General features: G+C 69.8%; 11 protein-coding genes, 1 rRNA gene, 1 pseudogene and 1 riboswitch. Of the genes and pseudogenes, 1 reads left to right on the top strand and 12 read right to left on the bottom strand.

Translation table 11 applies throughout. The annotated features are described in order from the left end of the window. Positions 1–66: 66 nt before the first annotated feature. Entirely contained in the window at positions 67–2952 is a 2886-nt protein-coding gene (gcvP, locus tag ACIQ6R_RS14405) for an aminomethyl-transferring glycine dehydrogenase (protein ID WP_404221321.1), read from the bottom strand. Between the two features lie 177 nt (positions 2953–3129). Beyond that, positions 3130–3225, bottom strand: a riboswitch (glycine riboswitch). Positions 3226–3384: 159 nt separating this feature from the next. Here gcvP and ACIQ6R_RS14410 point away from each other — a divergent pair. Then, on the top strand, positions 3385–3762 hold the full coding sequence (locus tag ACIQ6R_RS14410; RefSeq protein WP_404181314.1) for a PRC-barrel domain-containing protein: 378 nt from the start codon (positions 3385–3387) through the stop codon (positions 3760–3762). 155 nt (positions 3763–3917) lie between these two features. On the opposite strand, the pseudogene ACIQ6R_RS14415 reads toward ACIQ6R_RS14410, so the two are convergent. The 11 genes and pseudogenes from ACIQ6R_RS14415 to rrf form a co-directional block, all read right to left on the bottom strand. Next, positions 3918–5344: pseudogene (locus ACIQ6R_RS14415) on the bottom strand (DNA polymerase IV); the annotation flags it as partial. Positions 5345–5414: 70 nt separating this feature from the next. After that, the gene (locus tag ACIQ6R_RS14420; protein WP_404221323.1) at positions 5415–6098 is read right to left on the bottom strand and encodes a MerR family transcriptional regulator; all 684 of its coding nucleotides are present in this window, start codon (positions 6096–6098) and stop codon (positions 5415–5417) included. 191 nt (positions 6099–6289) lie between these two features. After that, entirely contained in the window at positions 6290–6763 is a 474-nt protein-coding gene (locus ACIQ6R_RS14425) for a bifunctional nuclease family protein (RefSeq protein ID WP_030189411.1), read from the bottom strand. An 83-nt stretch (positions 6764–6846) separates the two neighbouring features. Continuing rightward, positions 6847–7584, bottom strand: a complete 738-nt coding sequence (locus ACIQ6R_RS14430) for a MerR family transcriptional regulator (protein WP_404221325.1) — start codon at positions 7582–7584, stop codon at positions 6847–6849. Positions 7585–7627: 43 nt separating this feature from the next. Then, entirely contained in the window at positions 7628–8587 is a 960-nt protein-coding gene (locus ACIQ6R_RS14435) for an FHA domain-containing protein (protein WP_404221327.1), read from the bottom strand. Positions 8588–8648: 61 nt separating this feature from the next. Beyond that, the gene (locus ACIQ6R_RS14440) at positions 8649–9533 is read right to left on the bottom strand and encodes a DUF881 domain-containing protein (protein ID WP_404181325.1); all 885 of its coding nucleotides are present in this window, start codon (positions 9531–9533) and stop codon (positions 8649–8651) included. Between the two features lie 5 nt (positions 9534–9538). After that, complete coding sequence (locus tag ACIQ6R_RS14445) at positions 9539–9871, bottom strand: small basic family protein (RefSeq protein WP_003977440.1); 333 nt, start codon at positions 9869–9871, stop codon at positions 9539–9541. Then, positions 9868–10704 (bottom strand): DUF881 domain-containing protein, encoded by an 837-nt coding sequence (locus ACIQ6R_RS14450; RefSeq protein WP_404221329.1) that lies wholly within the window; start codon positions 10702–10704, stop codon positions 9868–9870. The genes ACIQ6R_RS14445 and ACIQ6R_RS14450 overlap by 4 nt, the downstream gene beginning before the upstream one ends. 167 nt (positions 10705–10871) lie before the next feature. Then, positions 10872–13367: a sugar phosphate nucleotidyltransferase gene (locus tag ACIQ6R_RS14455; protein ID WP_404181331.1), complete on the bottom strand. Its 2496-nt coding sequence runs from the start codon at positions 13365–13367 to the stop codon at positions 10872–10874. A 112-nt stretch (positions 13368–13479) separates the two neighbouring features. After that, positions 13480–14088, bottom strand: a complete 609-nt coding sequence (locus ACIQ6R_RS14460; RefSeq protein ID WP_404181334.1) for a CDP-alcohol phosphatidyltransferase family protein — start codon at positions 14086–14088, stop codon at positions 13480–13482. A gap of 110 nt (positions 14089–14198) precedes the next feature. Continuing rightward, a 5S ribosomal RNA gene (gene rrf, locus ACIQ6R_RS14465) occupies positions 14199–14293 on the bottom strand; the annotation flags it as partial.

Below are 14293 nucleotides of genomic sequence, written 5' to 3' on the forward strand. Positions count from 1 at the left end.
GACACGGCGAGAGGCTCCGCGCGAGGCCGTTCCGGGCCTGCACGGAGCCTCTCGGGTACCGGCGGCTCAGTCCTCGTAGGCGTCCAGCGGCGGGCAGGAGCAGACCAGGTTCCGGTCACCGAAGGCCTGGTCGATGCGGCGCACCGGCGGCCAGTACTTCTCCGCGGCGGACACCCCGGCCGGGAAGACGGCCTCCTCGCGCGTGTACGCGTGGTCCCACTCACCGCCCAGCGCACCGGCGGTGTGCGGCGCACCCCGCAGCGGGTTGTCGTCCGCGGACCAGGCGCCGGAACCGACCTTCTCGATCTCCGCGCGGATGGCGATCATCGCCTCGCAGAAACGGTCCAGCTCGGCCAGGTCCTCGGACTCGGTCGGCTCGATCATCAGCGTGCCGGCCACCGGGAACGACATCGTCGGCGCGTGGAATCCGTAGTCGATCAGCCGCTTGGCGACGTCGTCGACGCTCACGCCGGTCGCCTTGGTCAGCGGGCGCAGGTCGATGATGCACTCGTGCGCGACCAGCCCGCCGGGGCCGTTGTAGAGCACCGGGAAGTGCGGCTCCAGGCGCTTGGCGATGTAGTTGGCGGACAGCACGGCCACCTGCGTGGCGCGCTTGAGCCCCTCGCCGCCCATCAGCCGGACGTACGACCACGAGATCGGCAGGATGCCGGCCGATCCCCACGGCGCCGCCGAGATCGGGCCGACGCCCGTCTGCGGACCGGCCGCGGGCTGCAGCGGGTGGTTGGGCAGGTACGGCGCCAGGTGCGACCGTACGGCCACGGGGCCGACGCCGGGACCGCCGCCGCCGTGCGGGATGCAGAAGGTCTTGTGCAGGTTCAGGTGCGAGACGTCGCCGCCGAAGTGACCGGGCTTGGCGAGTCCGACCAGGGCGTTGAGGTTGGCGCCGTCCACGTAGACCTGGCCGCCGGCGTCGTGCACCCGGGCGCAGATGTCGGCGACGTGCTCCTCGAAGACACCGTGCGTGGAGGGGTACGTGATCATCAGCACGGACAGCTCGTCGCGGTGCTTCTCGATCTTGGCGCGCAGGTCCTCGACGTCGATCTCGCCATCCTCGGCGGTCTTGACGACGACGACCTTCATACCGGCCATGACGGCGCTCGCGGCGTTGGTGCCGTGCGCTGAGGACGGGATGAGGCAGACGGTGCGCTGGTCGTCGCCGTTGGCCCGGTGATAGGCGCGTACGGCGAGCAGACCGGCGAACTCGCCCTGCGACCCGGCGTTCGGCTGGAGCGAGACCTTGTCGTACCCGGTGACCTCGGCGAGCCGCTCCTCCAGCTCACGGATGAGCGTGAGGTAGCCCTGCGCCTGCTCGGCGGGCGCGAAGGGGTGCAGCTGCCCGAACTCGGACCAGGTGACCGGCTCCATCTCGGTGGTCGCGTTGAGCTTCATGGTGCAGGAGCCCAGCGGGATCATGCCCCGGTCCAGCGCGTAGTCCCGGTCGGCGAGGCGGCGCAGGTAGCGCAGCATCGCGGTCTCGGAGCGGTGCTGGTGGAAGACGGGGTGGGTGAGGAAGTCGTCGGTGCGCAGCAGCGCCTCGGGCAGCGTCTCCTCGGTCGCCGCGTCCAGCGACTCGATGTCGCCCTCGACGCCGAAGGCGTTCCACACGCCGCCGACCTGGGCGCGCGTGGTGGTCTCGTCGCAGGCGAACGACACGTGGTCGGCGTCGACGAGGCGCAGGTTGACGCCGTTCTCGCGGGCGGCGTGCACGACCTCGGCGGCCCGGCCCGGCACCCGCGCGGTGACCGTGTCGAAGTAGGCGCCGTGGACGATCTCGACCCCGCCGGCCGCGAGGCCCGCGGCGGTGATGGAGGCGTACCGGTGGGTGCGCCGCGCGATGGCCCGCAGTCCCTCGGGGCCGTGGTAGACGGCGTACATGCCGGCCATCACGGCGAGCAGCACCTGCGCGGTGCAGATGTTGCTGGTGGCCTTCTCGCGGCGGATGTGCTGCTCGCGGGTCTGCAGGGCGAGGCGGTAGGCCTTGTTGCCGTCGGCGTCCACGGAGACGCCGACCAGGCGGCCCGGCAGGCTGCGCGCGAAGTTCTCGTGCACCGCCATGTAGCCGGCGTGCGGTCCGCCGAAGCCCATCGGCACACCGAAGCGCTGCGTCGTGCCGATGGCGATGTCCGCGCCCAGCTCGCCGGGCGAGGTGAGCAGCGCCAGGGCGAGCAGGTCGGCGGCGACGGTGACCAGGGCGCCGAGCTCGTGCGCCCGGTCGATCACCGGCTTGATGTCGCGGACGGCACCGGAGGCGCCCGGGTACTGGATCAGGACGCCGTTGATCTCCCGCTCGGCGACCTCGGCCGGGATGCCCTCGCCCAGGTCGGCGACGACGACCTCGACGCCGGCCGGCTCGGCGCGGGTCTGGATCACGGCGATGGTCTGCGGCAGGGCGTCCGCGTCGACCAGGAACAGACCCTTCTTGTTCTTGCCCATGCGCCGGGAAAGGGCCATCGCCTCGGCGGCGGCAGTGCCCTCGTCGAGCAGCGAGGCGCCCGAGGTGGGCAGGCCGGTCAGCTCGGCGACCATCGTCTGGAAGTTCAGCAGGGCCTCCAGGCGGCCCTGCGAGATCTCCGGCTGGTACGGCGTGTACGCCGTGTACCAGGCCGGGTTCTCCATGACGTTGCGCAGGATGACCGGCGGGGTGAACGTGCCGTAGTAGCCGAGGCCGATCATGGAATCGAGGACCTGGTTGCGGTCGGCCAGCGAACGCAGCTCGGCCAGCACCTCGGCCTCGGAGCGCGCGCCGGGCAGGTCCAGCGCGTCTGCGTTCTTGATCACATCCGGCACCGCGGCGGTCGTCAGCTCGTCGAGCGAACCGTAACCGACCTGCGCGAGCATCTTGGCCCGTGCCTCGTGGTCGGGGCCGATGTGGCGCTGCTCGAAAGGCATTGCCTGTTCGAGCTCGGAGAGCGGGGTGCGATGGGCGGTCATTGCGGAGGCCTCCTGGTCTGACGACCTTCGAGGGGCACCACGGCGCGGGTACCCGAACGGCCTCCCCCTCTGTCATCTCAACCTGAGAGCTTCACCGGGCGGGCCCGAGGGCGCTCCCGGCTTTCACCGTCGGTGAGAGCGGAAGCCGTCGACACCCGCCCTGCTTTCCAGAGTGACCTCGTCCGTGCGGTACGTGAGCCTGAGAGATTCCGGGGAGGATTTGCTCCTTCGGCGCCTCCGATGGTGTCCGGAGGACTCTCCCGCGCGGGGTCAGCAGCCGTTTGCCAGCGTACCAGCGAGGCCGGCGCACGAACCTTCGAGTGGCCGACCGGCCATATGTGCTCTTTTGTAGTACTACGGATGATTTGGATGATTTCGGCGGCTGGTGGGTCGGCTGGTGCGCGACCCCAGTGCGACCAAGTGGAGGGCCCCGTGCGTACCGACATCGACCCGCGCAACCTGATCGGCCGCAAAGCGTTCGACCGCAACGGCACCCGGATCGGAACCGTCGACGAGGTCTATCTCGACGACGCCACCGGCGTCCCCGAGTGGGCGGCCATACGCACCGGCCTGTTCAGCCGGGACGCCTTCGTGCCCCTGGAGCCGAGCGAACTGCTCGACGGCACCTTGCGCGTGCCCTTCGACCGGTCCTTGATCAAGGAGGCCCCCGACTTCGGCGTCGGCCGCCACCTCTCACCGGAACAGGAACTCCAGCTCTACCACCACTACGGTCTCGACGTCGCCGCCCCTCCCCCGCACCCCGACCACGACTTCGGCAAGCTGGCGGGCCAGGGCAAGGAGGAGGGCTGACGATCCGGCCCTACGGCCCCTGCCGCCCGGGCGGCCTGTCCAGCGGAACACGCCGCGGCGGCCCGGCCGCGCCGATCCGGCGCCGCGGACTTCCCGCGACCTGTAGCTGCCCGACAAGGACAGGGACAAGGTCCTAGCCGGGAGCCAGATGCGCGGGCCCCTCCGGGCCGGTCTCCGCGTCGGTGCCCCCGCCGAGGCCAGGGCCGGCCTCCGTGGTCGTCGGCCCGCCCGCCCCGGGTCTTCGGGGCACGGTCGGGACCAGCGGCAGCGGTTCCGCCGGTGTCAGATCGGGGTCGTCCACCGGGAAGGTCCGCACCCGGCCGGTCTCCGAGTACGGCGTCTCGAACCGCACGGTGACCCGCCCCAGCCCGCTGCCCTGCACCCACCCGTGTCCGTACTCCGCGTGCCGCACGTCGTGCCCCGACGGCCACCGGCGCTCGGCGGGGGCCGGCCGGTCCTCCTGGACGGGCTCGGCGTCGGGCTCCTCGGCGACTTCGTCGACCCGGTCGCCCGCCGCCTGCGCGAACAGGTCCTCCTGCGTGTAGTCGGCGAGCCCGCTGACGCCGACCCCGAGCAGCCGCACGCCGCCGGTGGTGTCCACGGAGTCCAGCAGCCGGGCCGCGGCCTCCCGCACCACCGCCGGGTCGTCCGTGGGCCCCCGCAGCGTCTCGGAGCGCGTCAGCGTGGAGAAGTCGTACCTGCGCACCTTGAGCACGATGGTCCGCCCGGACAGCCCCGAGCCGCGCAGCCGCCGCACGCACCGGTCGGCCAGCCGCCCCACCTCCACACCGACCCGCACCCGGTCGTGGATGTCGACGTCGTAGGTGTCCTCGACCGACACCGACTTGGTCTCCCGCTCGGCCACCACAGGTCGCTCGTCACGGGCCAGTGCCATGGCGTGGAGGGCGTGCCCGTGCGCCTTGCCCAGCAGCCGTACGAGCTCGTCCTCGCCCGCCTCGGCGATGTCGCCCACCGTGGTGATCCCGGCCCGCCGCAAATGGTCTCCCGTGGCCGGCCCCACGCCGGGCAGCGTCCGCACGGTCATCGGTTCCAGCATGGCCCGCTCCGACCCCGGCGGGATCAGGACCAGCCCGTCGGGTTTGGCCTCCTCCGAGGCGATCTTGGCGAGCATCTTGGAGGCGGCCAGCCCCACGGAACCGGTGAGGCCGGTGACGGCGCGGATGTCCGTACGCAGCTTCGCCCCGGCCAGCCGCGCCGACTCCGCGTCCCAGGCCGCCCCGCCGGCCTCCAGGTCCACGAAGGCCTCGTCCAGGCTCAGCGGCTCCACCAGCGGCGACAGCCCGCGCAGGAGCCGCATCACCTGCTCGCTGATCGACCGGTAGAGCTCGAAGCGCGGGACCAGGTACGCGGCGTGGGGGGCCAGCCGCCGGGCCTGGCCCATGGGCATCGCCGAGTGGACGCCGAAGACCCGCGCCTCGTACGAGCAGGTGGCGACCACACCCCGCGGTCCGAGACCGCCCACGACGACGGCCTTCCCGCGCAGACTCGGCTTGGACGCCTGCTCCACCGAGGCGAAGAAGGCATCCATGTCGAGATGCAGGATCGTGGGCGAGGTTCTCACATCTCCGATGCTGCCCTACGCCACTGACAATGCCCGTCCGAGCACGGGGGTGTGCCGGGTGCGGCGGTCTTCAGACCGCCCGGTTGCGCCGCCGCGCCAGCTCGTCCGCCGGGTTGTGCCCGACCAGGGTCTCCCCCGTGTCGATCCGCTCCCCGTGCAGCTGCGACAGCGCGCTCTCCACATCCCGCCAGACCACGCCGACGGCGATCCCGAAGATGCCCTGGCCGCCCTGGAGCAGGGCGTGCACCTCGTCGGGCGAGGTGCACTCGTAGACCGTGGCTCCGTCGCTCATCAGCGTCATCCGCTCCAGGTCGCGGAAGCCACGCTCCCTGAGATGCTGGACGGCGGTGCGGATGTTCTGCAGTGACACCCCGGTGTCGAGGAAGCGCTTGACGATCTTCAGCACGACCACGTCGCGGAAGCTGTACAGGCGCTGCGTCCCGGAACCGTGTGCGGGTCTCACACCGGGTTCGACCAGGCCTGTACGAGCCCAGTAGTCGAGCTGCCGGTAGGTGATACCGGCGGCAGCGCAGGCCGTCGGCCCGCGGTAGCCGATCTGCTCGGACGCCATGGACGTCGCCCCTCCGCTGCTCGGGACGGCAGCCGTTCGCTGCGGAACAGGGTCGGCCGCCACACCGTGCTGGGGATGCCCCCCGCCGGCGCGGAGCCGAGAGTTCGTGGGAGGGTACGGACCGCTTGCCCCGAAGCTCTGCCCGGGGCCACCCCCAGCCGTACCGTCGCCGCTGATTCTCACGCCGACCTCCGTCCTTGACCTGCCTCCTCGACGGTAGGCAGTCACCAAGGGTGCGTCAACGATCGCCACACTCGGCACGCCGAGTGATAATCACCCTACGAGTGGTTTCGCGTACCCGATCGCGGGGAAAGGCTAGCCGAATGTGCCCGGAGGGGCCGCGCGGCCCCCGGTACCGCTCCGGTCCCCGCGGCTCACTGGTTACTGGTCCCGAAGTCCTCCGGCGAGATCTGGTCGAGGAACTCGCGGAACTTCTCCACCTCGTCCTCCTGCTCGTCCGGGATGGCGATACCAGCGTCGTCGAGCACCGTGTCGCTGCCGTAGATCGGCGTTCCGGTGCGCAGGGCCAGCGCTATGGCGTCGGACGGCCTGGCGCTCACCTCGACGCCGCTCGCGAAGACCAGCTCGGCGTAGAAGACCCCGTCACGCAGGTCCGTGATGCGTACTTCCGTGAGCTCCTGGCCGACGGCCTCCAGCACGTCCTTGAACAGGTCGTGGGTCAGCGGCCGCGCGGGAGCCATGCCCTGCTGGGCGAAGGCGATCGCCGTCGCCTCCCCCGGCCCGATCCAGATGGGGAGGTAGCGGTCGCCCCCCACCTCGCGCAGCAGCACGATCGGTTGGTTGGAGGGCATCTCGACCCGGACACCTACGACATCGAGCTCGTTCACACAGCAACCCTAGGCCGTGCCCGGGACATTTGGGTAGTCGGGCCGGGGTCGGGGTGGTCGTTCCGGGCTCCGGGTGCGCCGTTTCAGGGCAGCCGCACGCCGAGGGCGGTCTGCACCAGCGCCGCGTGCAGCTTCACCGCCAGCCCCGCCAGCTCCTTGGTGCGGGCCTCCGCGTGTGCCCTGGTCTGCGGGTTGCGGTGTCGCCTCAGCGGCGCCACCACCTGGTCCACGAGGCCCGCCTCCCGGTCGGCGGCGGCCTTCATCACCCGCAGGTGCCGCGGCTCGATACCGAACCGCCCCAGCTCCACCACCAGTGAGGCCACGGTGACCGCCTCGGCGTCGTACGCCCCGTCGGGCAGCGGAGCGAGGAGCCCGTACGACTCCCACTCCTTCAGCTCCTGGTCGCCGATCCGGGCGGCGGCGAGCAACTCGTCCCGCCCGATCCGGGCCGCCGTGGGTCCCTCGGCGGGCTCCAGTACGGCCTCCCCGTCCCGCGGCCGGCCCAGCGTCGGCAACGGCACGGCCTCGCCGCGTTCCATCGCGTCCAGGTGTTCGCGGATCACCTTCAGCGGCAGGTAGTGGTCCCGCTGCATGCGCAGCACCTGGCCGAGGCGCTCGACGTCGTGCGCGCTGAACTTGCGGTACCCGGCCGGGGTCCGTCGCGGCTCGACGAGGCCCTCCGACTCCAGAAAACGGATCTTGGAGATGGTGACGTCGGGAAACTCGTCACGCAGCGCGTTCAGCACGGCGCCGATGCTCATCAGCCCACTGTCCGTGGCGACGGTGCCGTGGCCGACACCGCCGCTCGGTGTTTGCAGCATGGACCTTCCCTGGAGGTTCCCCGGGCGCTTGCCCGGGGGCGGGTCAGTAACCCCGCTGGCTCGCGTAGAAGACCAGCCGGTACTTGCCGATCTGCACCTCGTCACCGTTCGACAGAGCGACCTGGTCGATGCGCTCGCGGTTGACGTACGTGCCGTTCAGGCTGCCGACGTCGGCCACCGTGAACGAGGCGTCCGGACCGCGGCGGAACTCCACGTGCCGGCGCGAGACCGTCACGTCGTCCAGGAAAATGTCGCTCTGCGGGTGACGTCCGGCGGTGGTCAGCTCACCGTCCAGCAGGAAGCGGCTGCCGGAGTTCGGACCACGGCGCACGACCAGGAGCGCCGAGCCGAGCGGCAGCGCGTCGACGGCCGCCTGCGCCTCGGGAGAAAGCGCCGGCATCGCCGTCTGGCCGGTGACCTCGGCGTCGTACGCCTCCAGGCCGGAGATGGAGATCGTGGAGGTCGTCTCGGAGGCACGCTCCGGAACCGCCCCGGCACGCAGTGGCGCGCCGCAGTTGGAGCAGAAGCGGCTGTTCTCCGCGTTGCGGTTACCGCACCTCGTACAGACCAGGGCCGACATGGACGGATCCTCCTGCCGCGACTGCCCCGCCGGGGCGTTCGACGCGTACGGGCCGGGGGTAAACCCTCCACCCGTACCTGAGGTCGACGGTTGCCCGAAACCTATGTCGCCGGACTGTGCAGGGTCAACAGACGGCGCGCCCTGACCACCGGAAATGCCACCGCCCGGACCAGCCACCTGGTCCCGGAACATCGGGCGCCCGCCCTCCGCATCAGGCTGTGCCCGATGGCGAGCGGTCGCGTTCTCGCGACCCTCTCGCGCACTCTTGCCGAACAACTTCGCAAACAACTTCACGGGCGATTCCCCTTGACCGAAACAGACCCGCCCGTGGGGCAGGACGAACCCTGACTGACCGTACTGACCGACCCGGACACCTTCACAACGTCCGTCTCCACCAGACAGTTTCCACCACGCACCACCCAATCGGTGCGCCGACCCCCCGCAACCTCATGCCCCCGCCGGTCGCCCCCCATGCACCGCCGGTTCACTGGGAGGACGACCGAGCGTAGTCAGGCCGCTTCACCGCTCGCAAGGCGTCCACGACGATCTTGCTCGACCGCTCAACCGTAACGGTGGCCTGTTCCTTCTCCAGAGTCTGCACCACGCCTCCAGGAATGTTGAGAGCCGGTTCGAGGTCCTGCGGCTTGCCGATGACCTGGAAACGATAGGGCGCGTTGATCTTGTTCCCGTCGACGCTCACGGTCTTGTCCGAGTCCGTGAGGTACGTGCCGGCGACGACCCGTACGCCGTTCACCTGGATCGCCTCCGCGCCCGCCGCGCGGAGCTCCTGTATCGCGTCGAGCAGCATGTCCGCCTCGACCGCCCCCTTCGTGTCCTCGATCGTCACCGTGATGCCGGGCCCCTGCGCGGCCACGGTGCCCGCGAGAATGCCCAGTTGCCGCTCCTTCTCGAGCGTCTGCTTGCGGGCCTCTTCTGCCTGGTCGGAGCTGTTCTCCAACTCGTCCCGCTGCTTCTCGAGGCCCTGCTTCTCGTCTTCAAGACGCTGAGTACGGTCGTCCAGTTCATCGAGGATGCGGACCAGATCCTCCTGCCGGGCGCCGCGCAGCGCTCCGTCACTGTCACTGTTCGACGCCACCTGGACCGCCAGGCCGAAACCGAGGCCGAACAGGAGCAGGGCGACGATGAGTTGGGCCCGGGTGAGACGCGGCGGCCACAGCCCTTGGAAGAGCCGCTGCCTACCGGTCAGCCCCGGCCCCGGATCGGGCCGCCGCTCGACTCGCTCCTCGACCGGGGCGTCGGCGTCCGGTGCCTCCCCCGCCGGGGACCGCGTCGGGGACGCCGCCGCCGGCACCTCGTCGGGCAGTTCCCTGCGCAGCCTGTTCGCGCTCTGCTCTTCGTGGTCGCTCATCGGCCTCACGCCCGGAAGACGTGGCGTCGGATCGCCGCGGCGTTGGAGAAGATCCGGATACCGAGCACGACCACCACGCCGGTGGACAGCTGGGCCCCGACGCCCAGCTTGTCGCCCAGGAACACGATCAGTGCGGCCACGACCACGTTCGACAGGAACGACACCACGAAGACCTTGTCGTCGAAGATGCCGTCGAGCATGGCCCGCAGACCACCGAAGACGGCGTCCAGCGCCGCCACGACGGCGATCGGCAGATAAGGCTCGACGGCCGCCGGCACCTCGGGCCGGACCAACAGGCCGGCCACGACTCCCACGACGAGGCCCAGTACGGCGATCACGATGTGCCCTTCTCGGTTATCGGCTGTGCTGTACGTACGATCAAGCTCGTCGCGGCCGGCAGCTCGAGGTCGTCCGCGACGGAGATGGCGGTCCGGATGCCGTAGTTCTCCTGGAGGGCATGCAGATACAGCCCGTCGGCGCTGTCCTGGAACCGGGAGCTGAGCCCCTCGCCGTCCCCCACCGCGAGCACCGCGTACGGCGGCACCAGCGGCCTGTTGTCGACCAGTATCGCGTCCCCCGCGGCCCTGATCGCGGACAGCGCTGTCAGCCGCTGCCCGTTGATGGAGATCGCCTCGGCTCCCGACTCCCACAGCCCGTTGACCACGCGCTGCATGTCCCGGTCCCGAACCCGGCCCGTGTCGGAGAACCCGGAGGTGCCACGCGGCTGACCGTCACCGCCCGTGCTCGTGTCCTTGGCGTCGTTCACCACGAGCTTCACACCCGGGCCGTGCACCTGGACCGCGCCCGACAGGACGCCCATCAGGTCGGAGCGGTCACTGTCGCCGTTCTTCTCGAGCGCCTCGCGCTGCCGCGCGCTCACGTCCTCGCGCAGCTTGTCGACGCTCTCCTCGAGCTTGTCGGCCGTGGAGGTCTCGCCCTCTATCCGGTCGATGAGCTCTTCGCGCTCCTTGGCGACGGCCGGAGCCGCGACCCGCGCCTGGGCCGCGCCGACCGTGACGACCAGGGCGGCCATCACCAGCCCGGCGGCCAGTCCGAGCTTGGCGCGGAGGGTCTTGGGCATACCGCCCGTGCCCTCGGCCTTCTTGCGCGCGGCGGCCTCGGCGTATCCGTCGTCGAGGCTGTGGTCCATGACGTTGGTGAGCAACGACATGGACGCATCCGGGCGCGCGGGCCGCGTGAATGTGCTCCGAACGGGGGGTTGCTGCGGCATGCCGCACATCGTCGCACGCCACGGCCGCTACCTCCGAACGGCCCCACCGGCGTGCCGGACAGGCCCCCTTGGGGACACTTGTCCGGCACGCACGCGTGCGGCGCGTTCTAACGGCCCGCGCTGTCCACCACCGCGGACCACTCGTCGAGCAGCGCCTGCGCGGACGCGTCGTCGGGACCCTCGGCCCACAGATGGGTGACCGCCTCGGCCGGGTCGGGCAGCACCATCACCCAGCGCCCGTCGGTCTCCACCACACGCACGCCGTCCGTGGTGTCCACGAAGCGGTCTCCGGCCGCCTCGACGACCCGCCGCATCACCAGACCCTTGACCGCCCACGGAGTGGCAAGATCACGCTTCAGGACGTGCGCCCGCGGGATCCGCGCGTCGATCTGGCTCAACGTGAGCTGCGTCCGGGCCACCAGCCCGATCAGCCGCACGAAGGCGGCCGTACCGTCGTAGACGCTGCTGAACTCCGGGACGATGAAGCCGCCCTTGCCGTCACCGCCGAAGATCGCCCCTTCCTCGCCGCCGACCCGCGTCAGGTCGTCGGGAGAGGTGGTCGTCCACTCGACCTGGGTGCCGTGGTAGGCCGCCACCTGCTCGGCGATCCTGGTGGTCGTCACCGGCAGCGCGACCCGGCCGCTGCGCCGCTCGGCCGCGATCAGGTCGAGCAGCACCAGCAGCGCACGGTCGTCCTCGATGATGCGGCCCTTCTCGTCGACGAGCGACAGCCGCTCACCGACCGGGTCGAACCGCACACCGAACGCGGCCCGGGAGGACGCCACGATCTCCCCGAGACGCACCAGCCCCGACCGCCGCACGTCGGCCGACTCGGTCGGCCGGGACTCGTCGAGACCGGGATTGATCGTCAGCGAGTCGACCCCGAGCTTCCCGAGCAGACTGGGCAGGACCAGCCCCGAACTGCCGTTGGACGCGTCCACGACCACCTTGAGCCCGGACTCCGCGATCCCTGTGATGTCGACGTTCCGCAGCAGCGACCCGGTGTACGAGTCGAAGACGCTGGACGGGAAGTGCAGGTCCCCGATCTCTCCGGGGAACGCGCGCCGGTACTCCTGCCGCGCGAAGACCCGGTCCAGCTTCCGCTGACTGCCCTGGGACAGGTCGGCACCCTGTCCGTCGAAGAACATGATGTCGACGGAGTCCGGCACCCCGGGCGTGGTCCGGATCATGATCCCGCCGGCACTGCCCCGCGCGGTCTGCTGCCGCGCCACGGGCAGCGGTACGTTCTCCAGGTCCCGTACGTCGATGGCGCTGGCCTGCAGCGCGGAGATCACCGCCCGCTTCAGCGCTCGGGCACCACGTGAGTGGTCGCGGGCCGTGGTGACGGTGGAGCCCTTCTTCAACGTGGTCGCGTAGGCGCCGGCCAGCCGTACCGCCAGCTCCGGCGTGATCTCCACGTTCAGGATGCCGGAAACCCCGCGGGCGCCGAAGAGGTGCGCCTGGCCCCGGGACTCCCAGATGACCGACGTGTTGACGAAGGCACCGGCCTCGATGGTCTTGAACGGGTAGACCCGGACGTTGCCCTGGATGATCGATTCTTCACCGACCAGGCACTCGTCCCCGATGACCGCGCCGTCCTCGATCCGCGCGGCGCGCATGATGTCGGTGTTCTTACCGACGACGCAGCCCCGCAGGTTGCTGTGCGGTCCGACGTACACGTTGTCGGCGACGACGGCCTTGTGCAGGAAGGCGCCGCTCTTGACGACGACGTTGGAGCCGACGACCGTGTGTTCCCGAATTTCGGCGCCGGCCTCGACCTTGGCGTAGTCGCCGATGTAGAGGGGCCCGCGGAGCACCGCGTCGGGATGCACCTCGGCGCCCTCGGCCACCCAGACGCCGGGCGAGATCTCGAAGCCGTCGATGTCGACGTCGACCTTGCGCTCCAGTACGTCGGCCTGGGCCTTCACATAACTCTCGTGGGTGCCGACGTCCTCCCAGTAGCCCTCGGCGATGTAGCCGTAGACGGGCTTGCCTTCCTTCATCAGCTGCGGGAAGACGTCACCGGACCAGTCCACGGGCACGTCGGGGTCGACGTAGTCGAATACCTCGGGCTCCATGACGTAGATACCGGTGTTCACGGTGTCCGAGAAGACCTGGCCCCAGGTCGGCTTCTCCAGGAAGCGCTCGACCTTGCCCTCTTCGTCGACGATGGTGATGCCGAATTCCAGCGGGTTGGGCACGCGTGTCAGACACACGGTGACGAGCGCACCCTTTTCCTTGTGAAAATTGATCAGGTCGGTGAGGTCGAAGTCGGTCAGGGCGTCGCCGGAAATAACGAGGAACGCATCGTCCTTCAGCGCTTCCTCGGCGTTCTTGACGCTTCCGGCGGTACCGAGTGGCTTCTCCTCATTGGCATACGTGAGCTCCATCCCGAGCTCCTCGCCGTCACCGAAGTAGTTCTTGACCAGCGAGGCCAGGAACTGGACGGTGACGACGGTCTCGTTGAGCCCATGCCTTTTGAGCAGCCTCAGAACGTGCTCCATGATCGGCCGGTTGGCCACCGGCAGGAGCGGCTTGGGCATGCTCGAGGTCATGGGACGAAGGCGTGTGCCTTCGCCTCCAGCCATCACGACGGCCTTCATGTCGGAAGCGTCCTCCTCTAAGAGACGACGGATTGACCGACTTCACCCGACCAGACTCCCGCACTTTTGCCGTGGGGGCCATCCGGCCACTGGGGCCGCACAATCGGCGAGTTCAATCGGTCATGGTGTCCGCACGGACCAAACGGCGGACCTGTACTACGTAGAGAACACCTGCCCACCAATACAGGGTTGTACCCCATCCGGCGAACGCCCATCCGAAAACTGCGGCGAGTGACGCGATCCACCCGCTTCCGTCACTGAGAAGAAGCAGAGGGAAGGCGTACATGAGGTTGAAGGTGGCGGCCTTCCCCAGGAAGTTCACCTGCGGCGGCGGATAGCCGTGACGTCGCAGGATGCCCACCATCACGAGCAGGACCGCTTCCCGGGCAAGCAGTACAAGGGTCAACCAGAGCGGGAGAATCTCGCGCCAGGTGAGGCCCACCAGAGTGGACAGAATGTAGAGCCGGTCGGCGGCGGGGTCGAGGAACCGGCCGAGGCTGCTGATCTGGTTCCAGCGCCGCGCGAGCTTCCCGTCCAGGTAGTCGCTGACTCCGCTCAGGGCCAGCACCAACAGCGCCCAGCCGTCACTCTGCGGGCCGCCGAACTCGGGACGGAGGATCAGCCACAGGAAGAGCGGTACGCCGGCGAGGCGCGCCATGCTCAGGATGTTCGGGATGGTGAGGACCCGGTCGGTCTGCACGCGGGTCTCCTGGACCTCCACGCGGGGGCCTCCTGGGGTGAAACGAGCCAATGATGCTCCCTGACCTTACCTCAACGCAAAAAAGCTCTGGCTCTCGGGCTGCATGCCCAAGAGCCAGAGCTCTAAGAGGAGTTCGGCGGCGTCCTACTCTCCCACAGGGTCCCCCCTGCAGTACCATCGGCGCTGTAAGGCTTAGCTTCCGGGTTCGAAATGTAACCGGGCGTTT

It is taken from the genome of Streptomyces sp. NPDC096048, from assembly GCF_044763415.1.
In the GTDB taxonomy this organism is placed as follows: Bacteria; Actinomycetota; Actinomycetes; order Streptomycetales; family Streptomycetaceae; genus Streptomyces.

What these genes read in the sequence shown, in the direction of transcription:
- ACIQ6R_RS14440 (WP_404181325.1), bottom strand. Translation starts at nt 9,533, where the DNA reads ATGAGCGACCACGAAGAGCAGAGCGCGAACAGGCTGCGCAGGGAACTG.
- ACIQ6R_RS14430 (WP_404221325.1), bottom strand. Translation starts at nt 7,584, where the DNA reads ATGCTGCAAACACCGAGCGGCGGTGTCGGCCACGGCACCGTCGCCACG.
- gcvP (WP_404221321.1), bottom strand. Translation starts at nt 2,952, where the DNA reads ATGACCGCCCATCGCACCCCGCTCTCCGAGCTCGAACAGGCAATGCCT.
- ACIQ6R_RS14455 (WP_404181331.1), bottom strand. Translation starts at nt 13,367, where the DNA reads ATGAAGGCCGTCGTGATGGCTGGAGGCGAAGGCACACGCCTTCGTCCC.
- ACIQ6R_RS14450 (WP_404221329.1), bottom strand. Translation starts at nt 10,704, where the DNA reads ATGTCGTTGCTCACCAACGTCATGGACCACAGCCTCGACGACGGATAC.